Here is a 25,437-nt window from a genome sequence, read left to right on the forward strand (position 1 = left end):
AAGTGTTTGCGCTTTTGTTCTGATTATTGCTGCTGGACACTCTGTTCCAAGGCTTCAAGCATCTCATCTTTTTCACTTTCGCTGGATTCCTGCCAAATTAATTCAAACAACACACCTAGACCTGGGAGCATTTTTTCTTCTCCTTTTTGAATGGCATCCACAATGGTTGCTTCCAGTTGCTCTCTGTTATTTCCTGAAATATTAGACAAAATAGCTTCACGTAAGTTCAAGTTCATTGGATAGCACTCCTTTTTTTAACTTTTTCTTTGGTTAGTTTGACCTTTCTTCCTTAAAATATGTATGATAGTCAAAGAAGCTAAGAAAAAGAGGTAAAGTAATGCTAACATCCCTACAGAATACACGAGTTAAACAATGGATAAAATTAAAAAAGAAACGCGAACGAGAAAAATTGCAATCGTTCCTTGTTGAAGGCTACCATTTGGTGGAAGAAGCAATCCAAAGTAAATGGGAAATCAAAGAAGTGATTGTCAAAGAAGAGGCTGATCTTCCTGACTGGATAGAAGGAGAAAGGATTACACGAGTTTCTAATGAGGTCTTCGCTGCACTTTCTGAAACGGAAACACCACAAGGAATAGCAGCAGTTGTGGAAATGAAGGATTTTGAAACGCGCTCTTTTCACCATGTCTTACTTATTGATGCTGTCCAGGATCCGGGAAATCTGGGTACGCTGATAAGAACAGCAGATGCGGCAGGATTTGATGGCGTCATCATTGGAAAAGGTTCCGTCGACCCCTTCAATGAAAAAGTCATACGGGCAACGCAGGGTTCTCTGTTTCACCTGCCTATTATTCAAGGGGAGCTGTATGAATGGATCCCACTGTTGAAGCATCAAGGGCTGACAGTGTTTGCTTCCACTTTGGAAAACGCCAAACCATATCATGAAATAACCTTCCCTGAAAAAGCCGCCCTTATAGTGGGAAATGAAGGGGCTGGTATACAGGAGGATATGATTGGGTTAGCTGATAGCCAGGTGTACATTCCTATTGTTGGCCAGGCAGAATCATTGAATGTTGCCATCGCCGCAGGCATTTTAATGTATCAGATGAAAATATAGACTTGCAAGATTGAAAATGATTTTCTATAATATATGAATAGTTATAGAGCGAATAGCGTTGAAGGAGCCAGTAGATGATCATAAGATCGATACAGGGAAGAAGTGCCAGAGATTGCGAGCACTTCCATCGTGGTGATTATTGAACTTTCACTCTGGAGCTGGCATCTGATTATAAAGATGTCCCGGATGTAATTCCGTTATCCGTAATGAAGTGGACACACAACACGTGTGTCAACAAGGGTGGTACCGCGAAATGACCATACAAGTCTCGTCCCTTTACCAGGGGATGAGACTTTTTTTTATACTTTATGAAAATTTAACATTGTTAAAAAAGTAAAGTATAAATTATCAACTTAGGCTCGCTAGTAAGACTTGACGGTTATCTGGGTTTTCTAATGTAAAAAAGGAGGAGCAAATGATGAAGGATCGCTTGCAGGAATTACAATCAGAAGCTTTAGGAAAAGTGCAGCAAGCCGAAGATTTGAAAGCTTTACAGGATGTACGCATCGCATATCTTGGAAAAAAAGGACCGATTACAGAAGTCCTTCGAGGGATGGGGAAATTATCCAAAGAAGAACGTCCGGTAATCGGACAATTAGCCAATGAAGTAAGGGAAACAATATCCGAGGCTATTCAAACGAAGCAGAATAAGTTAGAAGAAGAAGCTTTGGAAAAGCAACTGGAAGAGGAAAGTATTGACGTAACCTTGCCGGGACGTCCAGTTCAGATAGGCGGACCTCATCTGTTGACCAGTATCATTGAAGAAATCGAGGATCTATTCATCGGAATGGGCTTTGAAATTAAAGAAGGACCTGAAGTAGAAACGGATTATTATAATTTTGAGGCACTTAATCTTCCGAAGGGTCATCCAGCACGCGATATGCAGGATTCTTTCTATATTACCGAAGAATTACTGCTGCGTACACATACATCCCCGGTACAGGCTCGTACGATGAAGCAGAAAGACGGGCATGAACCAGTTCGTATGATTTGCCCTGGTAAAGTTTATCGGCGTGATACCGATGATGCTACCCATTCACATCAATTCACTCAGGTAGAGGGTCTGGTAGTGGATGAAAATATCAAGATGAGTGATTTAAAGGGAGTACTTAATGCATTTGCCAAGCAGATGTTCGGATCAGAACGTGATATCCGCCTTCGTCCCAGCTTTTTCCCTTTTACTGAACCATCTGTCGAAATGGATATCTCCTGTAAGGTTTGTGGTGGTGATGGATGTTCTGTATGTAAAGGAACCGGTTGGATTGAAATCTTAGGTGCAGGAATGGTACATCCTAATGTGCTTGAAATGGCAGGATACGATCCGAATGTTTATTCCGGTTTTGCCTTTGGAATGGGTCCAGAGCGGATTGCCATGTTGAAGTACGGTGTCGATGATATCCGCCACTTCTATACCAACGATATTCGATTCTTAAAGCAATACCATAAAGCGTAAGGGAGAGGTCTACCATGTTAGTATCTTTAAATTGGTTGAAACAATATGTTGATATAAATGGTCATACGCCTGAAGAGTTGGCAGAGCTTATTACAAAAACAGGCATTGAAGTAGAAAGTGTCGCCCCGATAGCTGAAAAAATGACCGATGTAGTAGTGGGGCATGTGCAGTCCTGCGAACAGCACCCGAATGCAGATAAATTAAATCTATGTCAGGTAGATGTTGGAGAAGAGACGCTGCAAATTATTTGCGGTGCGCCTAACATCGCTTCCGGCCAAAAAGTGGCGGTTGCCAAGCCAGGAGCAGTTCTTCCAGGGGACTTCAAAATTAAAAAAGCTAAACTCCGCGGAGTAGAATCTAATGGGATGATCTGTTCTTTACAAGAGCTTGGCGTAGATGAGAAAGATGTACCAAAAGAATTTGCAGATGGCATCTTTGTATTTCATGACGAAGTGAAAATCGGGGACAATGCGGTGGAGTTGTTGAATCTGGATGATATTATTATCGAACTAGGACTAACTCCAAACCGTGCGGATTGTCTAAGCATGCTAGGGGTCGCTTATGAAGTGGCGGCTATTTTAGATCAGCCATTCACACCACAGGAAGAAGTCATCAATCCTGTGGAAGAGCCAGCTGCAGATTATATCTCTGTGAAAGTAGAGGCACCTGACTTAAACCCTTATTATGGCGCTTTTATTATAAAGGATGTAAAAATCGGTCCATCGCCTTTATGGCTTCGGAACCGCTTAATAGCTGCCGGTGTACGCCCGATCAATAACGTAGTTGATATTACGAATTATGTGTTGCTTGAATATGGGCAGCCGCTTCATGCCTTTGACTTGGATCGGTTCGGCTCTGACCAGGTCGTAGTACGGAGAGCGAAGGAAAATGAAACAATCACTACATTAGATGAGCAGGAGCGCATATTGAAGCCTGAACATTTAGTGATTACGAATGGTGAACAGCCGACAGCAATTGCTGGAGTCATGGGTGGGGCTGATTCAGAAGTACAAGAGGATACGACTAATATCTTGCTGGAAGCGGCTTACTTCCACCCAAACGCAGTACGTACATCTTCCAAGGATCATGGTCTAAGGAGTGAAGCCAGTACCCGCTATGAAAAAGGGGTCGACCCTAACCGGGTAAACCTTGCTGGTAAGAAAGCATGTGAATTACTAGAGAAGTATGCTGAAGGAACAGTGTTGAACGGGGTAGTAGAGTTCGATGACTTGAATAGAGAGCCCGAGCAAGTGGAAATCACCACCTCTCATATCAATGAAAGACTGGGTACTGGCATTTCGGATGAGGAAATCGCTGATATTCTTCGTCGGCTCCAATTTGGATATGAACAAAACGGGGAGTTATTCAAGGTCACCGTGCCTACTCGCCGTGGGGACGTAGAGTTGTTTGAAGATATGCTGGAAGAGATTGCAAGGATTTATGGCTATGACAATCTTCCTTATACACTTCCTGGAGGAGCTTCGCAAGCTGGCGGTCTCACGTTACACCAGCAACTCAAGCGAAAAGTCAAAAATTATCTACAGGGAGCAGGGCTTGATGAAACGATTACTTACTCGTTGACAAAAGCAAATCGAGCAGAGCAACTGGTCAGTCGCGAGGTAAAAGAGCAAGCAAAGGCAGCCGTCAGGTTAGCGATGCCTATGAGTGAAGAGCACAGCCATCTCCGTTTGAGCATATTGCCGGAATTGCTGGACTCTCTTTCTTATAACATAGCCAGAAAACAAACAGATCTCGCTTATTATGAACTTGGTACAGTGTTCATCAGTGAAGAAGAACAAGTGATTGTGCAGCCGAAGGAGCAGTTACGTTTGTCAGGTGCCCTTACTGGGGAATGGCACGTACATCCTTGGCAGCAAGAGAAGAAATCCGTCGATTTCTTTGTTGTTAAAGGAATCGTAGAGGGGTTGTCTGAATTACTTGATTTGCCATTGAGTTACCAACAGGCTAAACTCCCAGATATGCATCCTGGTCGTACAGCGGAAGTATTCCTCAATAATCAAGTGATCGGTTTTATTGGCCAAATACACCCGAAGTTGCAAAATGATTTGGATTTAAAGGAAACCTATGTATTTGACTTGAATGCGGAAGTTTTATTCGATAGCTATGAGATAGAAGAAGCATTCCAGGCTATCCCTAAATATCCTTCCATCAACAGGGACATTGCCCTAGTGGTGGACGAGCAATCTTTCGCTGGAGAAATTGCGGATACGATACTGGAAGCAGGTGCTCCATTAGTGAAAGATGTACGCATTTTCGATGTTTATCAAGGAGAACATCTAGAATCAGGTAAAAAGTCGATCGCCTTCAATCTCCTGTATATGGATCCGAACCGGACCCTAAAGGATCAGGAAGTTGAAAAAGCGCATGAAAAAATCCTATCCGCAGTAAAGGAAAGGCACCAGGCAGAATTAAGAGGCTGAAAAAAAGAACTTGCCGGTATTACGGGATAAATTCAGATAATGTGTAAAAAATCAATATAAATGACAGGTTAAATCGAGTATAAAATCTTAAAGATTTTATACTCGTTTTTTTGTTACCCTACCGAATTAACAAGTGAATTTGCACACAACATAAACAGAATGGTAATAAACATTATTCGGGCGGGAAAGAATTGACTGTTGAACCCCAGAGAGTGAAGTGCGATGAAGACTTGCGATTTTCCCAGCGGAATGCGAGCTATTCCCAAACCCCATTTTCTAAACTGAAAAAGAAACGAAAACTATCAGCAAACAGCGAGCTTATTTGCAAGTTAACAAGGAGCTTGAACGGAGCCCTTCTAGGTTAAGGAGTCTGGAGATTTTTCCCTATTTTTGAGGGAAACATTAAAACTTAGGTTAGTTTACTTCTTTCCAGGGTAGGAAATAGGAGAATTTAAATCTTAAGAATAGAATGGTGATCATATGGGGTTCTTTTACTATATAAAGAAATATTTTAAAATGTCGAGACGTCAGCGGAAAAGTGAATTAAAATCAACACTTTGGTTTATGCCTTTTTGGTATATCGTTGGAGCGATCGGTTTATCCGCTTTTACCTTTTATCTTGATTACGGGGTGGATGTCAGCTTATATCTGCCAGCCGCCATCGGTTTCAGCGGACAGACCCTGCAGGTGCTTTTGAGTGCACTCGTAGGAGGAGTGCTGACCTTAAGCGCTTTTACCATTAACTCTCTACTCGTCGCCCTGACGACGTTCAGCGGGCAGTTTTCTTCCAAAATGCTTGTAAACTTTGTCAGTGACCGAGCGACACAGCATGTACTCGGTATCTTTAACGGCAGTTTTATTTATGTGCTCTTAAACTTTTTATATGTAACACATGAAGAAGAGGAGTTTATTGTCGCGACACCAGTCTTATCAATTCTGACAGCTATTACGGCTGCTGTGACGTTTGTTTATTTTATCAACCATACAACCACCTGGATGCAGGTTCATAATATCAGCTTTAATATGAATGCCAAGTCAAAATCGGTGCAGGCTGCTCTGGAAAAAGAATTAAAGCCTTACCACCTGGAGAAAGAGGTAGAGATAGAATCCCTCCCACCTGAGTCTGATGGGAAGGTTATAAAAACCAATCAATCCGGATATCTTCAAGTCGCTGACTTTTCAAGGCTGATCAAACAGGCGAATAGAGATAGTATCCTCCTGAAGTTCGAGGTTAGAATCGGGGAGTTTGTAGTAGAAGGAACACCGCTGTTTACTTATTGGGAATACGGACAAACCATTAATCCTGAAAGGTACTTCAAGTTCATTGAGATCGGGCTCAAACAAACCGAAATTCAAGATCTGGAGTATGGGTTAAATAAGCTTGCCGAAGTCGCCATCAAGGCTTTAGGTCATAATGACCCGCTTACGGTTACAAATACAATTCATCAGATTGCGGATTTGTTAAAAAGCATTGGCCAGTCTACGAATTTATCTCCCTACCTTTTCGACCAGGAACAGAAGCTTCGTATTATCTTAAATCAAAAGGATTTTCGTTATTACCTTCATAAGGGTTTTGCCTCCATTCGTGAGTATGCGAACCAGAACTCAACCGTGATGACGGAGCTTATCACAATGGTATCCTTGCTTAGTAAAACAATGGATAATGAGGTACACCATGATTTATGGGAATTTGCCCGTCAGACCATTTTTGGATTTGATAACTATAGCCTGTACGAAAATGACTGCTTGTATATTTTAGAGCAATTATCCGAGCTTGCGAAAAATACAGGGAATCAGAAGGATTATCTCTTCCTGCTTGAATATATGCTGCAGCGAGTCAGTTCGAAGAGTGCCGCCAACGTGCCTTCTTCTCTTTAAGTAATCCTAAAAATGAACGGCAACGCTAACTATAGTTTTTGTTTTTAAGTGCTTTAACTATCGGATGTTTTAATTAAATAAAACCTATATATAAGCTCAGTACCATCGGGATGATCCCCATAAGGTGGACAATTAAAAAAATAAAACTGTCCGCCTTATGGGGATTTATTAACCTGGAAGGTCATTTATTAACAAAGGGAAATGGGGGAAGTACCATTTTATAAGTATTTGTTTGCTTTTTGAGTAGTTGCAAAATGTACTTTCGCAATCTCTTCTAATTTCTTCCTGCCAAACTTTTTGATGATAGCAGCTGCAGTCCTGTCTACTTGAAGGGATGCACCTTTAGGGACAGTCAGTCCAAGTTCTGTAGAGAGTGCTTCTATCGCTTTTACGAAACTTGCCCTCGCAAGAATCGATCCTGTAGCGACAGCGATTGAGTAGCTTTCTGCTTTGGTCATGAAATAGACATTTTCCTGTAGTTTATTCCCTTCTGTAGCAAGGTGACGCTTATATACTTCAGGTTCTGAAAATTGGTCGACTAAAATACCGTCAGGATGTTCTGGCTTGATTTTTTCCAGCAATTTTTCTAAAGCGTGATGGTGGAGCATCGTTTTCATTTTGCCCTGGCTCCACCCTTTAGCTTGAAGCTTGTTGTACTTTTTGTTATCTAATTTCAATAATGTATAAGGGATTTCCAGGTGGACAATATCCTTTGCGATAGAGCGGATTTTATCATCTGTCAAATGCTTAGAATCTTTGACACCAAGTTCTTTCAACAAGGGAACCTGGTCTTTTTTTACATAAGCAGCAGCTACTGTAATCGGACCAAAGTAATCACCTGTTCCGGCCTCATCCGAGCCAATGTGGGAACTCGTGAACAGTGATTCTGGCGGATGGTATGCGTGTTGCTTTTTAACTTTTGTCTTTACGGGCTGGTCAGCTTTCCCCCATTTAGCCGCTTCATCTTCAGGACTTTTCCCCTGGAATAAAACTTTGCCCGATTGATAGGCTGTGATGGTACTTCCAGGTGTTTTTGCCACAAATAAGGCAGCTGGAGGCATATCCGGTTTTATTTGTTCCTTATAATAATTTTTCATTTTGTTCAGGGTGTGTTTTGTTACTTTAAGTACAACTTGGCCCATGTATGAATTCCTCTCTCTTTCTACGTTTAGGTTGCTTTCACTCATGATAAGTATATCAGACGACAGAATAAGACAGAACCATGCAGTATACGATAGATTTAGTTTCCCAATTTTTCTCCTTCGTGTTAATATAAACTTTAGGATTCTATTGTCAGGGGGGATAATATGTCCCATTCAGAAAATAAAAAATCACGTACTACGGTTGAAATATATAATCGTTCCTATACCATTGTGGGAGATGAGCCAGCTCACCGTGTAAAAATGGTGGCGGGACTTGTGGATCAAAAAATGCGTGAAATCCAAGAGGGAAATCGTTCTCTGGATACTTCCAGACTTGCAGTACTTACTGCGGTCAATACAATGAATGATTACATAGCCTTGAAAGAATCGTATAATGAGCTTCTTGATAAGCTGAAAATCAACGAAGAAAAGGAAAGAAAACAAGATGATTGATTTATTACTGATTATAATTTTGATTATTGGAATACTGAACGGATTACGCAGGGGCTTTATTCTTCAGCTGTTCCATATTATTGGCTTCATAGCCGCTTTTGTAGTAGCAGTACTATATTATGATGACCTTGCAGAACGACTGACACTTTGGGTGCCGTACCCGAATTTGCCTGAAAATGCAGAGTGGTCCGTATTTTTAGATAGCTTGCCGCTGGAAGTAGCATTCTATAATGCGGTTGCCTTTGCCATTCTATTTTTTGGTGTGAAAATCATCGTTCAAATCATTGCCTCTATGCTGGATTTCGTGGCTGATCTGCCTGTTTTAAAAACATTGAATGGATTGTTAGGAGGCGTTTTAGGCTTTATTGAGACATACTTGATTTTGTTCATTTTACTCTCTATCGCAGCCCTGATGCCGATTGAGTCAGTGCAAAGTGCACTGGATAACGCCGGAATTGCCCAGGCAATAATCGAACACACGCCAATGTTCTCACAGCAGCTGAAAACGCTGTGGTTTGAGCATGTAGCAGCACTAGTATAAAACTTCTCTTACTTGGAGAAGTTTTTTCTTTACGATATCACTAAACTCATAAAGAGGAGTTGAATGACATGGCAGTAGATAAGAAGCAGGTTATTAAGTTACTGGAACAGGTAGCTGTTTATTTAGAACTGAAAGGAGAGAACCCTTTTAAAATATCTGCATACAGAAAAGCTGCTCAAGCCTTAGAACAGGACGAGCGATCCTTAAGTGAAATCGAAGACTTCACTAAGTTGAAAGGGATAGGAAAAGGAACTGCTGAAGTTATTAACGAATATATCAACAACGGTCAATCGGATACATTGATCCAACTTCAGGAAGAAGTGCCTAAAGGGTTAGTGCCGTTGCTTGACTTACCTGGCCTTGGGGGAAAAAAGCTATCTAAATTATATCAGGAACTTGGTGTTACGGATGCCGCATCCCTGAAGAAAGCGTGTGAAGATGGAAGCGTCGAACAACTGCAAGGTTTTGGAAAAAAATCAGCAGAAAAGATCTTAAAAGCATTGGAAGACGCAGACAGCAGACCAGAACGACTGCCGATCGCCATGATGCTTCCACTAGCAGAAAAAATCGAAGCATTCCTGGATAGCTTGGAGACCGTAAAACATTATTCCAGGGCTGGAAGTTTACGTAGAATGAAGGAAACGATCAAGGACATTGACTTTATCATCGTATCAGAAGATGCTCCAGCAACTCGTGATCAATTGTTGGAGTACGAAGATATAGAGGAAGTGATCGCATCCGGAGAAACGAAAGTATCCGTAGTGGTAAATGAAGGTTACGATATCAACATTGATTTCCGGATCGTGAAACCAGAAGAATTTGCGACAACACTCCACCATTTTACAGGATCGAAGGACCATAATGTGGCGATGCGCCAATTAGCGAAACAGCAAAATGAAAAAATCAGTGAATATGGAATTGAAAACATTGAAACTGGAGAAGTGACAACGTTCAAAAAAGAAGAAGACTTTTTTGCTCACTTTGGGCTCAGCTGGATCCCTCCTGAAGTCAGGGAGAATTTAGGGGAGATTGAAAAAGCAGAGAAGAAAATTGATTTAGTAGATATGAAGGATATTAGAGGAGACCTTCATATGCACAGCACTTGGAGTGATGGTGCCCAGTCCATTCGAGAAATGGCAGAGGAGGCAAAAGCGAAAGGCTATGAATTCATTGCAATTACCGATCACTCAAAATATTTACGAGTTGCAAACGGATTAAATGAGGAACGTTTACGGAAACAGAGGAAAGAAATAGATAAGCTGAACAAAGAAATGGACGACTTTCATATTTTTGCAGGAATTGAAATGGATATCCTTCCTGATGGAACCCTTGACTTTGAAGATGAATTCCTGGAGGAGATGGATTTTGTAATCGGATCGATTCATTCAAGTTTCAATCAATCTCAAGATAAGATCATGAAACGGTTAGTCAATGCTATGGAGAACCCTCATGTTCATATGATCGCCCATCCGACCGGGCGTTTGATTGGCAGAAGAAAAGGATATGCTGTGGACTTGGACGTATTAATAGAGACAGCTCAGCAAACTGGAACAGTGTTGGAGCTGAACGCAAACCCGAACAGGCTTGACTTGAGTTGGGAAACTTTAATCAAAGCTCATGAAGCTGGTGTCAAAGTAGCTATCAATACGGATGCTCATAACTATTCCATGCTGGACCATATGAGAATAGGTGTTGGGGCAGCACGTAAAGGATGGCTGCGAAAAGAAAATGTCATCAATACCTGGAAAAAGGAGGAGCTAGTGAACCTTTTCCATGGGAAAGCTGAGAAATAAAGGAGTCAATCACTCATGAATCAACGTGTATTTCATGTATTAGAGTATAAAAAAATTATTGATCAATTAGCGGAATTTGCAGCTTCTTCACTCGGTAAAGCTAAAGCTGCCGCCTTAAAGCCATCCACTGATTTTGAAGAAGTAGTACAGTGGCAAAACGAGACAGATGAAGCTGCTCAAGTGATTAGATTACATGGCAATGTACCGCTCGGAGGTATCTTTGATATTAAACCGAGCATTAAGCGATCTACCATTGGGGGCGTGTTGAGCCCATCAGAATGTTTGGATGTCGCTTCAACTATATATGGCGGAAAACAGATGAAAAGATTTATCGACCAAATGGAAGAGCCTGTGGTCCCTATCCTGCGTGGTTTAGTAGAAGGGATTGTTCCCCTAAATGAATTAGAGCGGCAAATCCGGGGGTGTATTGATGACAACGGTCATGTGATGGATGGTGCGTCGGATAAACTCCGCACGATCCGCTCTCGTGTGCGTACCTATGAAAGCAGAGTACGGGATAAAATGGACAGTTATACAAAGTCAAAAAGTAAAATGTTATCAGATGCTATTGTAACCATCCGAAATGACAGGTATGTACTTCCAGTAAAGCAGGAGTACCGTGGGTCGATTGGGGGTATCGTGCATGACCAATCATCTTCAGGTGCTACGTTGTTTATTGAACCCCAGGCCATCGTGGACTTGAACAATCAACTTCAAGAAGCAAAAGTCCAGGAAAAACATGAAATCGAACGGATTTTAAAAGAATTATCAGAGGCTATAGCTTCGGACAAATCTTTCCTTTATCAAAATGTGGAACTTCTCCAAAAAATAGATTTTATGTTTGCAAGAGCCAAGCTTGGGCAATCCATGAAAGCAGCCATGCCTGCTATGAATGATCGTGGAATCATTAAAATGAAACAAGCGAGACATCCCTTAATCAATCAAGAAGAAGTAGTAGCAAATGATATCGAACTGGGTGAATCTTTTACTTCTATTGTAATCACCGGTCCTAATACGGGCGGGAAAACAGTTACCTTGAAACTGGTCGGCCTATGTACGTTGATGGCTCAATCTGGACTTCAGATCCCTGCTTTTGATGGGGTAGAAATGGCAGTGTTTGAAAATGTCTTTGCGGATATTGGAGATGAACAATCAATCGAACAGAACCTAAGTACTTTTTCTTCCCATATGACTAACATTGTGGATATACTCCAATACGTCAATGACAAAACCTTGGTGTTATTTGATGAACTGGGGGCCGGCACAGATCCGCAAGAAGGAGCAGCACTCGCTATGTCTATTTTGGATGAAGTGGTCCAAAGAGATGCAAGGGTGATTGCAACCACGCACTATCCTGAATTAAAAGCATATGGTTATAACCGGGAAGGTGTCATCAACGCGTCGGTTGAATTCGATATACAAACCTTACAGCCTACATACCGGTTATTGATCGGAGTGCCAGGACGAAGCAATGCGTTTGAGATCTCAAGGCGTTTAGGGTTGGATGAACACGTAATAGAAACAGCTAAAGGCCATATTGGCAGTGATTCGAAAAGTGTTGAAAATATGATTGCTTCCCTGGAAGAATCTACAAGGGGAGCGGACCGGGATTATGAAGAAGCAGAGAAGATTTTAGAGCAGGCCCAGGAGCTTCACAGAGAATTGGAAGATAATTGGAAAAAGTTCGAAGACAAGCGGGAACAACTTTATCAACGTGCGGAACAGAAGGCTGAAAAGGCTGTAGAAAAGGCTAAAATGGAAGCTGAAGAAATTGTAAAAGAATTACGTAATCGGAAACAGCAGGCAGACTTCAAAGAGCATGAGTGGATTGAAGCACGTAAAACATTAGAGGAAGCACGGCCGGAACTTGCTAATAAGAAACAGAAACAAAACAAACCTTCAAGCGCAGGTAAACGTGAGTTAAAAGCTGGGGATGAAGTCAAGCTGCTTTCCCTGAATCAGAATGGTACAGTTATAGATGTCATAAGTGAAAATGAGTTTCAAGTCCAGGTTGGGATAATGAAGGTAAAGGCTAAGCGGAAAGATTTAGAATATATCAAGTCGGAACAGCCTTTGAAGGAAAAACCAATGGCTACAGTCAAAGGTAAAGGCTACCATGTAAAGACAGAATTGGATTTGCGTGGGGAGAGATATGAAGAAGCCTTAACCCGTTTAGAAAAATATATTGATGATGCCATATTGGCTGGTTACCCTAGAGTTTCCATCATTCATGGGAAAGGGACAGGTGCGTTAAGGAATGGTGTTAAAAATTTCGCGGATAACCATCCTGCTATCAAGTCTCACCGTTCTGGCGGAATGAATGAAGGCGGCGGTGGGGTTACTATATTAGAATTTGCTTGAGAAACAGGGGGGATCGTAGATGAATAGCTTTTGGGAGCACCCATTGATTGAGACTGCGGCAAGGTACAGCGTAGTTATATTATGTTTGGTTATTTTTATGGCAGTTTTTGAACTGGTGACCCGGTACAACAACTGGAAGGAAATTAAACAAGGAAATTTAGCTGTAGCAATGGCGACAGGAGGGAAAATATTCGGAATCGCCAATATTTTCCGTTATTCCATTGAACACAATGATTCTCTGCTGCAAACCATGGGGTGGGGATTGTATGGGTTCTTCTTACTTTTGATCGGCTATTTCATTTACGAATTTTTGACGCCTAATTTCAAAATAGATGCGGAAATAGAAAATGATAACCGGGCTGTAGGGTTTATTTCTTTAGTTATATCGGTCGGACTTTCTTTTGTTATTGGAGCAAATATTATTTAAGGGGCGAACAATAAGCATGGAAACATTAGCAAAGGTGCTGGGCGTCGTATCAGCCCTGTTTATTATTGTCGGCGTGGTTTTTGTTATTTTAAATTGACAAGGGACGGGTCTGAAACCTGTCTTTTGTCCTTCTTTTGTTACTATAGACCTACGTTATTTTTTCAAAATTTCAAATAATAATTCATTTTATGGGCATAAATCGTTATAATAGATATAAGCGAAGTTTAGGGAGGAATTCTGATGACAGAAAAGTTTGAAAGACCATGGCATCGTCATTACCCAGAAGAAATTCCCGCCACCTTAGATTATGACAGAAAAGCCCTGCACCAATTTTTATATGAAGCAGCTGATCTATATCCGAAAAAGAAAGCGCTTCACTTTATGGGCAAAGAAATTACGTACGAGGAAGTGCTACAACAAACAGAGACATTTGCCGCATATATGCAAAAGCTGGGTTTAGAAAAAGGAGATAGGGTGGCGATCATGCTGCCAAACAGCCCCCAGTCAGTGATAGCCTATTATGGAATCTTAATGGCTGGAGGGATTGTCGTTCAAACCAACCCACTGTATATGGAAAGAGAACTGGAATATCAGATGAACGATTCCGGAGCGAAAATGATCATCTGTTTGGATATCCTTTATCCTAAAGTAAGTGATGTCAAAGGGAATACTGATTTAGAGCATGTGATCATAACAGGCATCAAGGATTACTTGCCATTTCCTAAAAACCGAATCTACCCTTTCGTTCAAAAGCGTCAATATAAACTGGTAGTTACACCGGAACAGACGCATGATACGCATCTTTGGGAGAATATCCTACAATCTACTGAGGACAAAGTAATCCCTGTTGATATCGATCCCGAGCAGGATCTTGCGTTATTACAATATACAGGAGGAACTACTGGTTATCCGAAGGGTGTAATGCTGACCCATTTAAACCTTGTAGCTAATACACAAATGTCAATGAATTGGCTGTATAAGTGTAAACGAGGTGAAGAGATAGTACTCGGCGTTCTCCCATTCTTCCATGTTTATGGCATGACAGCAGTGATGAATCTATCAATAATGATGGGATCGAAAATGATTCTATTGCCAAAATTCGATGCCGGCGAAGTGTTGAAAACAATCGATAAGCAGAGACCAACATTGTTTCCTGGAGCACCGACTATCTATATTGCATTGTTGAATCATCCTAGTTTGAAAAAGTATGATTTATCTTCCATTGAAGCTTGTATCAGTGGTTCAGCACCTTTACCTGTAGAAGTTCAAGAGCGATTTGAACGAGTGACAGGAGGGAAATTAGTAGAAGGATATGGACTGACGGAGACATCGCCGGTCACACATTCTAACTTTGTATGGGATCGAAGAGTAAATGGTAGTATCGGTGTACCGTGGCCGGATACAGATGCGAAGATTTTCAGAATGGAAAGTGATGAAGAAGCTGAGTTTGAGGAAGTAGGAGAAATTGTAGTGAAAGGCCCTCAAGTTATGAAAGGGTATTGGGGACGAAAAGAAGACACGGATGAAGTGTTGAATGCAGAAGGGTGGTTCCGTACCGGGGATCTGGGTTATATGAATGGAGAAGGATACTTCTATGTGGTAGACCGGAAAAAAGATATGATCATCGCCGGCGGATTTAATATTTATCCGAGAGAAGTAGAAGAAGTGCTTTATGAACATGAGGCAGTCCAGGAAGCTGTAGTAGTAGGTATTCCAGACCCTTACCGTGGTGAAACGGTTAAAGCATTTATTGTTAAAAGGGAAGATTCTTCGGTTTCGGAGCAGGAATTGAATGATTTCTGTCGAAAACATATGGCAGCCTATAAAGTACCGAGAATTTATGAATTCAGAGATGAGCTTCCGAAGACAGCAGTAGGGAAAATATTACGCAGAACCCTTATCGAAGAAGAAAAAAACAAACAGGGTACGGGAAGTACAGAACCCGTATGATCTTGAGAGGCTTGTCCTCTTTTTATTGACAGGATTCTAATAGGAATGTAGAATAATAGATGAATGACCATTCATTCATTTTCAGAAGAGATAAGGCAGGAGATTGCAGTGAAAAAAAATAAGCCGAAGTATACGCAAATCATAGATGCAGCTGTCAAAGTGATTGCTGAAAATGGATACCATTCCTCGCAGGTTTCAAAGATTGCAAAACAAGCAGGGGTGGCAGATGGTACCATTTATTTGTACTTCAAAAATAAAGAAGATATATTGGTGTCTTTATTCCAGCAAAAGATGGGAAACTTCATTGAAAAAATTGAGGAAGAAACCAATTCACAGCAGACGGCGGTTGAAAAGTTGCTGAAGTTGATTGAAATGCATTTTAAACAGCTGACAGCAGATCATCATCTTGCCATCGTCACACAGTTGGAGTTAAGACAATCTAATAAAGATTTACGATTGAAAATAAATGAAGTTTTAAAAAGGTATTTGAGCGTTATTGATCAAATAATAGAAGAGGGTATCCAAGATGAAATTTTCCGGGATGACATCGACACGCGGCTGGTCCGTCAGATGATTTTCGGAACCTTGGATGAAGCAGTCACTAACTGGGTGATGAAAGAGCAGCATTACGATTTAGTTGAACAGGCCGGGACGGTCCATGACTTGATCGTCCGTGGCTTGACATATAGATCTTAGCAAGGGGAGGTAGTGGTTTGGGGAACATATCCTATCATGTAGAAAACCATGTAGCTACACTTACATTACAAAGTCCGCCTGCGAATGCGTTATCCACGTCCTTGTTGGAGGCACTTTCAGAAAGATTGGATGAGGTAGAAAAGGATAGCAGCATTAAAGCGATCATTTTAAAGGGGGAAGGTAAATTCTTTTCAGCGGGAGCTGATATCAAAGAATTTACTTCGCTGCAAAATGAATCCGATTACACAAGTCTCTCCCAAAAAGGACAGGCACTGTTCAATCGGGTGGAAAATTTCCACGTTCCTGTTATAGCAGCCATTCATGGTGCATCACTGGGCGGTGGTCTGGAACTTGCAATGGCCTGCCATATTCGGTATGCAGCTGATAATGCAAAATTCGGTTTACCTGAATTGAACCTGGGTATCATCCCTGGTTTTGCTGGAACGCAGAGACTGCCTGCATATGTGGGTGCTGCAAAAGCATACGAAATGATGTTGTCCGGCATTCCTATTACCTGCGAAGAAGCCGTTCGGGCAGGTCTGGTAAATAAAAGTTTTCCTGAAGAAGAATTGTTTGCCGCTGCTGAAAAGTTAGCAGATGCAATTGCTGAAAAAAGTGGTCCGACGATTCGTCAAGTGATGGAACTGGCGACATACACCCGCAGTTCCAGGTTTGAAGAAGGAGCTTTGTCAGAGGCGAAAGCTTTTGGAGAAGCGTTTGGCACGGAGGATGCCAAAGAGGGTATCCAGGCATTTATGGAAAAAAGAAAACCTAATTTTAACGATAAATAGTCCAGGAGGTTTTTGTATGAATATTTATGTGTTGTTGAAACGAACATTTGATACGGAGGAAAAGATCACCATCAATGATGCACGTATTGAAGAGGAAGGCGCTGAATTCATCATCAATCCATATGATGAATATGCGGTGGAAGAAGCGATCAACCTCCGTGATGAACATGGCGGTGAAGTCACAGTCGTCACCATTGGTGAAGAGGAATCAGAAAAACAATTGCGTACTGCGCTTGCTATGGGAGCAGATAAAGCAGTACTTATCAATACAGAAGATGATTTAGAAGATGGCGATCAATATACTACTGTTAAAATCTTAGAGGCTTTCTTCGAAGATAAAGATGTCGACCTTATCCTTGCCGGGAATGTCGCTATCGATGAAGCGAGCGGCCAAGTCGGACCTCGTTTAGCTGAACGATTGGATATCCCTTATGTTACAACAATTACTTCCATTACTATAGATGGAGAAACTGTCCAGATCGAACGAGATGTGGAAGGCGACGTGGAAAAGGTAGATACTTCCCTGCCTTTATTAGTGACCTGTCAACAAGGGTTGAACGAGCCACGCTATCCATCATTGCCTGGAATTATGAAGGCGAAGAAAAAACCACTGGAAGAATTAGAACTGGATGATCTTGACCTTGATGAAGATGACGTAGAACCTAAAACAAAAACAGTGGATATTTTCCTTCCTCCTGAGAAAGAAGCAGGAAAAGTGCTGGAGGGTGAAATTGACGATCAAGTGAAAGAACTTGTTTCCTTATTAAGAAACGAAGCGAAGGTACTATAAATATAGGAGTTACCGGGAAAGGAGAATCAGTTATGGGTAAAAAAATGCTAGTGATTGGGGAAGCACGTGAAGGCGCTTTACGTAACGTAACGTTCGAAGCCATCGCGGCTGCAAAACAAATTAGTCCGGATGGTGAAGTGGTAGGCGTTTTATGCGGTGATGGTGATTTGACTGAACAAGGAAATGAAATGGTTTATTGTGGTGCAGATCGAGTCATCACTGTTTCAGACGAAAAATTGAAAACGTATACATCAGAAGGTTACGGACAAGCGATTAAAGCTGTGATCGATGATGAAAGTCCTGAAGGAATCGTAATGGGACATACAGCTGTCGGAAAAGATTTGACACCTAAGCTCGCCAGTAAGCTTGAAACCGGGTTGATTTCCGATGCCACAGAAGTGAGCAATGAAGGTGGAAATGTTATATTTACTCGTCCTATCTATTCTGGTAAAGCTTTTGAAAAGAAAATCATTACAGACGGAGTCATTTTTGCTACGATCCGTCCGAATAACATCGCTTCATTGGACCGGGATGATTCCCGTTCTGGCGAAGTAACTTCTAAGAGCGTTGAAATAGCTGACCTCCGTACAATCATCAAGGATATCATTCGTAAAGGGTCTGAAGGTGTCGATCTATCCGAATCTAAAGTGATTGTAGCAGGTGGGCGCGGAGTGAAAAGTACGGAAGGCTTTGAACCATTGGAAGAGCTGGCAGAAGTGTTAGGAGGGGCTGTCGGTGCATCCCGTGGTGCGTGTGATGCAGGATACTGTGATTATTCCCTTCAAATTGGTCAGACAGGCAAAGTCGTTACACCGGATTTATATATTGCAGCTGGCATATCCGGGGCTATCCAGCACTTGGCAGGAATGTCCAACTCGAAGGTGATTGTAGCCATCAATAAAGATCCAGAAGCTAATATTTTCAATGTAGCTGATTATGGTATTGTTGGTGATCTCTTTGAAGTGGTCCCTAAGTTGATTGAAGAAATCAAACAAATTAAAGTGAATGCTTAATAGAAAGATACCGGAGCAAGTTTTTATGCTCCGGTATTTTATTGCATAAGAGCAGCTGATTTGTGGTATAAACAAAGTATTAGCCACTAATTTTAGGACATGATATACTCTATCTATGTTTAAAAAGATTGTTCGAGGAGGAATTTTTAATGGCAATTGTAACTGCAACTGATCAAAACTTTACAGAGCAAACTAATGAAGGTCTAGCACTAGTCGATTTTTGGGCACCTTGGTGTGGACCTTGTAAAATGATCGCTCCTGTACTAGAAGAAATTGATGACGAAATGAGCGATCAAGTGAAAATCGTGAAGCTGGATGTGGATGAAAACCAGGAAACAGCTAGCAAATACGGAGTAATGAGCATCCCGACACTACTTCTTTTTAAAGATGGAAAAGTAGTAGATCAAGTAATCGGCTTCCAGCCAAAAGAAGCGCTCACTGACCTTATCAACAAACATGCTTAATATTACGTAATTTTGCATACCCTAAGCCACGTTACATGATGTAACGTGGCTTTTAATATGGAACAAATCGTGATGCTGTATATAGATGGCAGAATATGATAAATTTATCTTACACTCGATAGATGGGAGGGGAGTGGTTATGAACCAGCAAATACAAGAGAAATTAGCTGTCCTTCCTGATCAGCCAGGCTGTTATCTTATGAAAGATAAAAATGACACGATTATATATGTAGGTAAGTCAAAAGTGTTAAAAAATCGAGTCCGCTCTTACTTCAGAGGAGCTCATGACGGAAAAACGCAGCGTCTGGTTCAGGAAATCGTAGACTTTGAATATATTGTCACCACATCAGAAATAGAAGCATTGATTCTGGAAATGAATCTTATCAAAAAATATGATCCTAAATATAATGTGCTGTTGAAAGATGATAAAACATATCCTTATTTAAAAATTACAGCAGAAAAGCAGCCCCGTTTGATTGTTACACGAAAAATCAAAAAGGATAAAGGGAAGTATTTCGGGCCTTACCCTAACGTATTAGCCGCCCGTGAAACCAAGAAGCTGCTGGACAGGCTTTACCCCTTAAGAAAATGCAATACCATGCCCGATAGGGTCTGTCTGTATTATCACATGCACCAATGTCTGGGACCTTGTGAGTATCCGGTCTCTCAGGAAACGAATCAAAATATTGTTCAAAACATAACTTCTTTTTTGAACGGCGGGCATAAAGAGATAAAAAAAGATCTCAAGAAAAAAATGTATCAGGCTTCGGAGGACTTGGATTTTGAGCGGGCGAAAGAATTGCGAGATCAAATCGAACATATCGAGTCCGTAATGGAACAGCAGAAAATGACACTGAACGATCAAGTCGACCGTGATGTGTTCGGTTATGCTTATGATAAAGGGTGGATGTGTGTCCAGGTTTTCTTTGTAAGGCAAGGTAAACTGATCGAACGTGACATTGCACTATTTCCTTTCTTCGATGACCCGGAGGAAACTTTTTTATCCTATATCGGCCGTTTTTACCTTCATCAGAATCACCCTTACCCAAAACAGGTGCTGGTACCAGTCGCTACAAATATCGATTTACTGGAAGGTGTATTGGATACCAAAGTCCATATCCCTATGAGGGGCCGTAAAAAAGAGCTGGTGGAGCTGGCGATGAAAAATGCGGAAATAGCTTTGGATGAGAAGTTCGCATTGATTGAACAGGATGAGGAACGTACGATCAAGGCGGTTGAAAAGCTAGGTGAAAAACTTCATATCGAAACCCCAGGACGAATTGAGGCATTTGATAACTCTAATATACAGGGAACTGATCCGGTTTCTGCTATGGTCGTATTCATTGATGGTAAACCCTATAAGAAAGAATATCGTAAGTATAAAATCCGTAATGTAAAAGGACCGGATGATTATGAGACAATGAGGGAAGTCATCCGACGCAGGTACTCCAGAGTATTGAAAGAAGGGGCCCCTTTACCAGATTTGATTTTAGTCGATGGTGCTAAAGGTCAAATGAGCGCTGCTATGGACGTGCTTGAAAATGAGCTCGGTTTAGATATCCCACTTTGTGGGCTGGCTAAGGATGATAAGCATAAAACAAGTGAACTATTGTATGGAGAACCTCCAGAGATAGTAGAATTAGACAGAAAATCTCAAGTGTTTTACTTGATTCAAAGAATCCAGGATGAAGTACACCGATTTGCTATAACATTCCACAGGCAATTAAGAGGAAAAGGGGCAATTCAGTCAGAATTAGATGAAATTCAAGGCGTCGGCCAAAAACGAAGAAGGTTGTTATTGCGTCATTTCAAGTCCGTACAAGAAATCAGAAATGCGTCACCTGAAGATATCACTAAACTAGGTATTCCGTTACCAGTTGCAAAAACGATACTAGAACAACTGAATCAAAAACAAGAAAAGGAGCCAGCGGAAGAATGAGCTGGCTCTTTCATTTATGTATGCATTACAGTGAATATAACCCGGTATTTCTTTTCATCAATTTCCTCAAAACCTTCTCCATTCACATCGTTGATGACGGTTACTGCCTCAGCGAGAAAGCCAGCTTCCATCCTGAAGTCTACTTCCAGTAGAGGATTTTGCAATCTCTTTTCTAACACATGTCCGCTTAGTTCGAAGCGGGTCTCTTTCTTCTTTTCTTGTGAAATAGACAAGGAACCCCAGCCAAATTGCTGGAAATATTGAATGATATCATCTAAAGTAGTCATGTCGCTTTGTCTGGCCAGGTTTTTTCCCATGTAATAAAGAAGAAAAGGTGCTTCTTTTCCCAATAAGTCCGGAAGTGTATAGTACCTGAGCAGGTCATACCCCGCTCCTGTATGTACAAGTGATTGTAATTGATCCAGGTTAATCTTGGTTGTGTTTCCCCTCATAATTGGTCATTCCTTTCTACATGATCCATTATCACTTGATTTGAATTTTAGTGCAACCAAAATTGAATGATTTAGTTATTTTTGATTAATCTTTTCTTTCTACAAATTCTTAAGTTGGCTTCTTGACGCTCTCATCCGATAGAAGTACAATAAATATGTCACTTTTTGTACATTTATCAACAAAATACGCTAAGCGGGGCTTACACCCCCATTATTTTTTATACCTTGCCACCATCGCTTTAACATGGCAAAGTGTAAGAGGAACGGGTTTGCGTCCTGATTCAGGCGTATGCTTTATTTTGTTCGTGCGCTTTTTAAAGCGCTTTTATAATGGATGAGTGTTCACATAGAGAGAAGAAAGTAAGCCTTAAGTGTTTAAGGAAGCGCTGTCTTGGAGCTTTTATGTTGTTCGAGTGCCTGTTGAGACACGACCTTTACATTTTAGGCGGGTTTTTTCAAATATGGAACCTCATTATTGGTGATAATGTACACATAACAACTATTCATTTAACTTGAGGGGGGTAAAACATGGCGGGAAATCGCGACTATATTAACAGAAGAATCCATTCTTTACTTGGGGTCCTTCCCATCGGGATCTTTTTGATTCAACACTTGACGGTTAACTTTTTTGCTACACGAGGTCCAGAAGCATTCAATGCTGCAGCACATTTTATGGAAAGTTTACCATATCGGTATGTACTTGAACTTTTCATCATTTTCTTACCGATCCTTTTCCATGGCATTTATGGGGTGTACATTGCATTCACAGCAAAACACAATGTTTCCAATTATGGATATTTCCGTAACTGGATGTTTATGCTCCAGCGTTACACGGGAGTAATCACCTTGATTTTCATCGCATGGCATGTATGGGAAACTCGTATTGCTATTGGGTTGGGCTGGGTAGACCTCAATTACCAATTGATGGAGAACATTTTGACTAACCCATTCTTCTTCTGGTTCTATGTAGTGGGTGTAGTATCAACAACCTTCCACTTTGCAAATGGACTTTGGTCTTTCTTTGTCAGCTGGGGGATTACGATGACACCAAGATCTCAACGCATCATGACGTATGCAAGCATCATCGTGTTCTTGGCTGTTTCCTATGTAGGCGTACGTACACTATTTACATTCGCCTATGGTGTTTAAATGTTTAACATAATGTAATTAGATAGAAATGATAGTACTTAGAGGGAGTGAGTTTTAAAAATGAGCGATCGAAATATAGTTATTGTCGGCGGAGGCTTGGCTGGTTTGATGGCAACCATCAAAGCGGCGGAGGCAGGCGTTCACGTCGATTTGCTTTCCATTGTACCTGTAAAACGTTCTCACTCTGTTTGTGCGCAAGGCGGTATTAATGGAGCCGTAAATACAAAAGGTGAAGGTGATTCCCCGTGGGAACACTTTGATGATACTGTATATGGCGGGGATTTCCTTGCCAATCAGCCACCAGTTAAAGCGATGACTGACGCAGCTCCTGGCATCATTCATCTATTGGATCGTATGGGGGTTATGTTCAACCGTACTCCTGAAGGGCTGTTAGACTTCCGTCGTTTCGGTGGCACACAGCATCACCGCACAGCATTTGCTGGCGCAACAACAGGTCAACAGTTGCTTTACGCGTTAGACGAGCAAGTCCGCCGCCATGAGGTTAACGGACTAGTTACTAAATATGAAGGCTGGGAGTTCATATCGGCTATCATTGATGAAGAAGGTACTGGCCGAGGGGTAGTTGCTCAAAACTTGCACACCCATGAAATAAAAGCCTTCAAGTCCGATGCGGTAATTATGGCAAGCGGCGGACCGGGAATCATTTTCGGGAAGTCAACCAATTCTGTTATCAATACTGGTTCTGCTGCAGGTGCGCTTTATCGACAAGGGGTAAAGTATGCTAACGGCGAGTTCATCCAAATTCACCCTACAGCCATCCCTGGTGATGACAAACTTCGCTTGATGAGTGAATCTGCTCGTGGTGAAGGTGGTCGAGTTTGGACTTATAAGGATGGAGAGCCTTGGTATTTCCTTGAAGAAAAATATCCTGCATATGGAAACCTTGTTCCTCGTGACATCGCTACACGGGAAATTTTTGATGTGTGTGTCAATCAGAAATTAGGAATCAATGGAGAGAACATGGTATATCTGGATCTTTCTCATAAAGATGCTGAATTCTTAAACGTCAAACTGGGTGGTATCATCGAGATTTATGAAAAATTTGTCGGTGAAGATCCACGTAAAGTTCCAATGAAAATTTTCCCTGCCGTCCATTATTCTATGGGTGGTATGTGGGTCGATTTCGATCAGATGACCAACATTCCAGGAATCTTTGCAGCTGGTGAATGTGATTATTCCCAACACGGTGCTAACCGTCTTGGTGCCAATTCATTACTTTCTGCCATTTACGGCGGTATGGTAGCCGGTCCAAATGCTGCAAAATATATCGATGGCTTAGAGAAGACTTATGAAGATATCGATGAGAGCGTATTTGAAAAACAACTACAGCTGGAAAAAGATAATTTTGAAAAAATCATGAAAATGGATGGAGACGAGAACGCTTACCAGCTCCATAAAGAACTTGGGGAATGGATGACAGATAATGTAACGGTTGTCCGTGACAATGCTAAATTGCTTGAAACAGATAAGAAAATCCAGGAGCTTATGGAACGCTATGAGCGTATCAACGTCAATGACACTTCCCGTTGGAGCAACCAGGGAGCTATGTTCATCCGTCAGTTGCAAAATATGCTGCAGTTAGCTCGAGTAATGACACTTGGAGCATACAATCGTAATGAAAGTCGTGGGGCCCATTATAAACCAGAGTTCCCAGAGCGTAATGATGAAGAATGGCTCAAGACAACGATTGCAACGTATGATAAAGCTGAGAACAAACCTGTGTTCACCTATGAAGAAGTGGACACTTCCTTGATAAAGCCACGTAAGCGTGACTATTCAAAAAGCAAAGGGGGTAAATGATCATGAGTGAAGAGAAAAAGATCACACTCATCATCGAACGACAAGATAGTCCTGATTCTGCCCCATATGAAGAAACTTTCGAGGTCCCTTATCGTGAAAATATGAATGTGATTTCCGCTTTGATGGAGGTTCGCCGTAATCCTGTAAATGCAAAAGGAGAAGCGACGACACCTGTTTTTTGGGATATGAACTGTTTGGAAGAAGTATGTGGGGCCTGCTCCATGATCATTAACGGGAAAGCACGCCAATCCTGTACAGCACTAGTTGACCAATTAGAGCAGCCTATTCGCCTTGCCCCAATGAGTACCTTTCCAATAACAAGGGATTTAGCTGTCGATCGCAGCCGGATGTTCGATTCCTTGAAGCGTGTGAAGTCCTGGATACCGATTGATGGAACCTATGATTTAGGACCTGGTCCTCGTATGGCAGAAAGTAAGCGGCAATGGGCGTATGAATTATCCAAGTGTATGACTTGTGGTGTCTGCTTGGAAGCATGTCCGAATGTTAACAGTAAGTCAGATTTCATAGGACCTGCTGCTATTTCCCAAGTACGTTTATTCAACTCCCACCCAACCGGGGAAATGAATAAAAGTGAACGTCTGCAATCAGTAATGGGAGATGGAGGAATCATGGGTTGCGGAAATGCACAAAACTGTGTGCAATCCTGCCCGAAAGGGATTCCATTGACCACATCTCTTGCAGCCATCTATCGTGATACTGCTATTGAATCTTTCAAAAGCTTTTTCGGTAGCGACAATAAGCTGTAATCATACGCTTATCCATTGTAAAAGAGCCTCGCCTATCATGG

At 41.5% G+C, this 25,437-nt stretch carries 22 protein-coding genes and 1 other annotated feature; of the genes, 19 read left to right on the top strand and 3 right to left on the bottom strand.

Annotation, left to right across the window (positions count from 1 at the left end):
• Positions 1-23: 23 nt before the first annotated feature.
• A complete protein-coding gene (gene sspI, locus BLV00_RS08005) occupies positions 24-236 on the bottom strand; it encodes a small acid-soluble spore protein SspI (protein WP_093044238.1) in 213 nt (70 codons plus the stop codon).
• A gap of 101 nt (positions 237-337) precedes the next feature.
• On the opposite strand from sspI, the gene BLV00_RS08010 reads away from it, so the two are divergent.
• The 4 genes from BLV00_RS08010 to BLV00_RS08025 all read left to right on the top strand — a co-directional run bounded on the left by BLV00_RS08010 (position 338) and on the right by BLV00_RS08025 (position 6,847).
• Positions 338-1,075 (top strand): TrmH family RNA methyltransferase, encoded by a 738-nt coding sequence (locus BLV00_RS08010; RefSeq protein WP_093044240.1) that lies wholly within the window; start codon positions 338-340, stop codon positions 1,073-1,075.
• Positions 1,076-1,124: 49 nt separating this feature from the next.
• Positions 1,125-1,354, top strand: a binding site (T-box leader).
• 139 nt (positions 1,355-1,493) lie between these two features.
• Positions 1,494-2,528 (top strand): phenylalanine--tRNA ligase subunit alpha, encoded by a 1,035-nt coding sequence (gene pheS, locus BLV00_RS08015; protein WP_093044242.1) that lies wholly within the window; start codon positions 1,494-1,496, stop codon positions 2,526-2,528.
• Between the two features lie 14 nt (positions 2,529-2,542).
• A complete protein-coding gene (pheT, locus tag BLV00_RS08020; protein ID WP_093044244.1) occupies positions 2,543-4,969 on the top strand; it encodes a phenylalanine--tRNA ligase subunit beta in 2,427 nt (808 codons plus the stop codon).
• A gap of 516 nt (positions 4,970-5,485) precedes the next feature.
• Positions 5,486-6,847, top strand: a complete 1,362-nt coding sequence (locus BLV00_RS08025; protein WP_218131894.1) for a DUF2254 domain-containing protein — start codon at positions 5,486-5,488, stop codon at positions 6,845-6,847.
• A gap of 218 nt (positions 6,848-7,065) precedes the next feature.
• Here the strand turns inward: BLV00_RS08025 and rnhC are convergent, their stop codons facing one another.
• On the bottom strand, positions 7,066-7,989 hold the full coding sequence (gene rnhC, locus BLV00_RS08030) for a ribonuclease HIII (RefSeq protein WP_093044248.1): 924 nt from the start codon (positions 7,987-7,989) through the stop codon (positions 7,066-7,068).
• Between the two features lie 165 nt (positions 7,990-8,154).
• On the opposite strand from rnhC, the gene zapA reads away from it, so the two are divergent.
• The 12 genes from zapA to uvrC all read left to right on the top strand — a co-directional run bounded on the left by zapA (position 8,155) and on the right by uvrC (position 21,207).
• Complete coding sequence (gene zapA / locus BLV00_RS08035; RefSeq protein WP_093044250.1) at positions 8,155-8,442, top strand: cell division protein ZapA; 288 nt, start codon at positions 8,155-8,157, stop codon at positions 8,440-8,442.
• A complete protein-coding gene (locus BLV00_RS08040; RefSeq protein WP_093044252.1) occupies positions 8,435-8,983 on the top strand; it encodes a CvpA family protein in 549 nt (182 codons plus the stop codon). The genes zapA and BLV00_RS08040 overlap by 8 nt, the downstream gene beginning before the upstream one ends.
• A gap of 68 nt (positions 8,984-9,051) precedes the next feature.
• Positions 9,052-10,776: a DNA polymerase/3'-5' exonuclease PolX gene (gene polX, locus BLV00_RS08045; RefSeq protein ID WP_093044254.1), complete on the top strand. Its 1,725-nt coding sequence runs from the start codon at positions 9,052-9,054 to the stop codon at positions 10,774-10,776.
• A gap of 15 nt (positions 10,777-10,791) precedes the next feature.
• Entirely contained in the window at positions 10,792-13,137 is a 2,346-nt protein-coding gene (locus BLV00_RS08050) for an endonuclease MutS2 (protein WP_093044256.1), read from the top strand.
• A 19-nt stretch (positions 13,138-13,156) separates the two neighbouring features.
• Positions 13,157-13,564, top strand: a complete 408-nt coding sequence (locus BLV00_RS08055) for a DUF350 domain-containing protein (protein WP_093044258.1) — start codon at positions 13,157-13,159, stop codon at positions 13,562-13,564.
• A gap of 240 nt (positions 13,565-13,804) precedes the next feature.
• The gene (locus tag BLV00_RS08060; protein ID WP_093044260.1) at positions 13,805-15,514 is read left to right on the top strand and encodes a long-chain-fatty-acid--CoA ligase; all 1,710 of its coding nucleotides are present in this window, start codon (positions 13,805-13,807) and stop codon (positions 15,512-15,514) included.
• Between the two features lie 108 nt (positions 15,515-15,622).
• Positions 15,623-16,210, top strand: coding sequence for a fatty acid metabolism transcriptional regulator FadR (locus BLV00_RS08065; RefSeq protein WP_093044262.1), 588 nt, complete (start codon positions 15,623-15,625; stop codon positions 16,208-16,210).
• A 17-nt stretch (positions 16,211-16,227) separates the two neighbouring features.
• On the top strand, positions 16,228-17,001 hold the full coding sequence (locus BLV00_RS08070) for an enoyl-CoA hydratase (protein WP_093044264.1): 774 nt from the start codon (positions 16,228-16,230) through the stop codon (positions 16,999-17,001).
• A gap of 16 nt (positions 17,002-17,017) precedes the next feature.
• Entirely contained in the window at positions 17,018-17,791 is a 774-nt protein-coding gene (locus BLV00_RS08075) for an electron transfer flavoprotein subunit beta/FixA family protein (RefSeq protein WP_093044266.1), read from the top strand.
• 32 nt (positions 17,792-17,823) lie between these two features.
• Positions 17,824-18,804, top strand: coding sequence for an electron transfer flavoprotein subunit alpha/FixB family protein (locus BLV00_RS08080; RefSeq protein WP_093044268.1), 981 nt, complete (start codon positions 17,824-17,826; stop codon positions 18,802-18,804).
• 149 nt (positions 18,805-18,953) lie between these two features.
• Positions 18,954-19,268 carry a thioredoxin gene (gene trxA, locus BLV00_RS08085; RefSeq protein WP_093044270.1) on the top strand — a complete coding sequence of 105 codons (315 nt, stop codon included), beginning with the start codon at positions 18,954-18,956 and terminating at the stop codon, positions 19,266-19,268.
• Positions 19,269-19,407: 139 nt separating this feature from the next.
• A complete protein-coding gene (gene uvrC, locus BLV00_RS08090; RefSeq protein WP_093044272.1) occupies positions 19,408-21,207 on the top strand; it encodes an excinuclease ABC subunit UvrC in 1,800 nt (599 codons plus the stop codon).
• Between the two features lie 14 nt (positions 21,208-21,221).
• Here uvrC and BLV00_RS08095 read toward each other — a convergent pair whose 3' ends face one another.
• Positions 21,222-21,659, bottom strand: a complete 438-nt coding sequence (locus tag BLV00_RS08095) for a YslB family protein (RefSeq protein ID WP_093044274.1) — start codon at positions 21,657-21,659, stop codon at positions 21,222-21,224.
• Between the two features lie 528 nt (positions 21,660-22,187).
• On the opposite strand from BLV00_RS08095, the gene BLV00_RS08100 reads away from it, so the two are divergent.
• The 3 genes from BLV00_RS08100 to sdhB are packed head-to-tail and all read left to right on the top strand — an operon-like array spanning position 22,188 to position 25,396.
• Entirely contained in the window at positions 22,188-22,808 is a 621-nt protein-coding gene (locus BLV00_RS08100) for a succinate dehydrogenase cytochrome b558 subunit (protein WP_028783388.1), read from the top strand.
• Positions 22,809-22,868: 60 nt separating this feature from the next.
• Entirely contained in the window at positions 22,869-24,629 is a 1,761-nt protein-coding gene (sdhA, locus tag BLV00_RS08105) for a succinate dehydrogenase flavoprotein subunit (protein ID WP_093044276.1), read from the top strand.
• A gap of 2 nt (positions 24,630-24,631) precedes the next feature.
• Complete coding sequence (sdhB, locus tag BLV00_RS08110; RefSeq protein WP_093044278.1) at positions 24,632-25,396, top strand: succinate dehydrogenase iron-sulfur subunit; 765 nt, start codon at positions 24,632-24,634, stop codon at positions 25,394-25,396.
• Positions 25,397-25,437: the final 41 nt, after the last annotated feature.

It is taken from the genome of Thalassobacillus cyri (assembly GCF_900107755.1).
Lineage (GTDB): Bacteria > Bacillota > Bacilli > Bacillales > Halobacillaceae > Thalassobacillus > Thalassobacillus cyri.

Coding starts and splice junctions, on each gene's coding strand:
- sspI (WP_093044238.1), bottom strand. CDS start 236: ATGAACTTGAACTTACGTGAAGCTATTTTGTCTAATATTTCAGGAAAT.
- BLV00_RS08010 (WP_093044240.1), top strand. CDS start 338: ATGCTAACATCCCTACAGAATACACGAGTTAAACAATGGATAAAATTA.
- pheS (WP_093044242.1), top strand. CDS start 1,494: ATGAAGGATCGCTTGCAGGAATTACAATCAGAAGCTTTAGGAAAAGTG.
- pheT (WP_093044244.1), top strand. CDS start 2,543: ATGTTAGTATCTTTAAATTGGTTGAAACAATATGTTGATATAAATGGT.
- BLV00_RS08025 (WP_218131894.1), top strand. CDS start 5,486: ATGTCGAGACGTCAGCGGAAAAGTGAATTAAAATCAACACTTTGGTTT.
- rnhC (WP_093044248.1), bottom strand. CDS start 7,989: ATGGGCCAAGTTGTACTTAAAGTAACAAAACACACCCTGAACAAAATG.
- zapA (WP_093044250.1), top strand. CDS start 8,155: ATGTCCCATTCAGAAAATAAAAAATCACGTACTACGGTTGAAATATAT.
- BLV00_RS08040 (WP_093044252.1), top strand. CDS start 8,435: ATGATTGATTTATTACTGATTATAATTTTGATTATTGGAATACTGAAC.
- polX (WP_093044254.1), top strand. CDS start 9,052: ATGGCAGTAGATAAGAAGCAGGTTATTAAGTTACTGGAACAGGTAGCT.
- BLV00_RS08050 (WP_093044256.1), top strand. CDS start 10,792: ATGAATCAACGTGTATTTCATGTATTAGAGTATAAAAAAATTATTGAT.
- BLV00_RS08055 (WP_093044258.1), top strand. CDS start 13,157: ATGAATAGCTTTTGGGAGCACCCATTGATTGAGACTGCGGCAAGGTAC.
- BLV00_RS08060 (WP_093044260.1), top strand. CDS start 13,805: ATGACAGAAAAGTTTGAAAGACCATGGCATCGTCATTACCCAGAAGAA.
- BLV00_RS08075 (WP_093044266.1), top strand. CDS start 17,018: ATGAATATTTATGTGTTGTTGAAACGAACATTTGATACGGAGGAAAAG.
- BLV00_RS08080 (WP_093044268.1), top strand. CDS start 17,824: ATGGGTAAAAAAATGCTAGTGATTGGGGAAGCACGTGAAGGCGCTTTA.
- trxA (WP_093044270.1), top strand. CDS start 18,954: ATGGCAATTGTAACTGCAACTGATCAAAACTTTACAGAGCAAACTAAT.
- uvrC (WP_093044272.1), top strand. CDS start 19,408: ATGAACCAGCAAATACAAGAGAAATTAGCTGTCCTTCCTGATCAGCCA.
- BLV00_RS08095 (WP_093044274.1), bottom strand. CDS start 21,659: ATGAGGGGAAACACAACCAAGATTAACCTGGATCAATTACAATCACTT.
- BLV00_RS08100 (WP_028783388.1), top strand. CDS start 22,188: ATGGCGGGAAATCGCGACTATATTAACAGAAGAATCCATTCTTTACTT.
- sdhA (WP_093044276.1), top strand. CDS start 22,869: ATGAGCGATCGAAATATAGTTATTGTCGGCGGAGGCTTGGCTGGTTTG.
- sdhB (WP_093044278.1), top strand. CDS start 24,632: ATGAGTGAAGAGAAAAAGATCACACTCATCATCGAACGACAAGATAGT.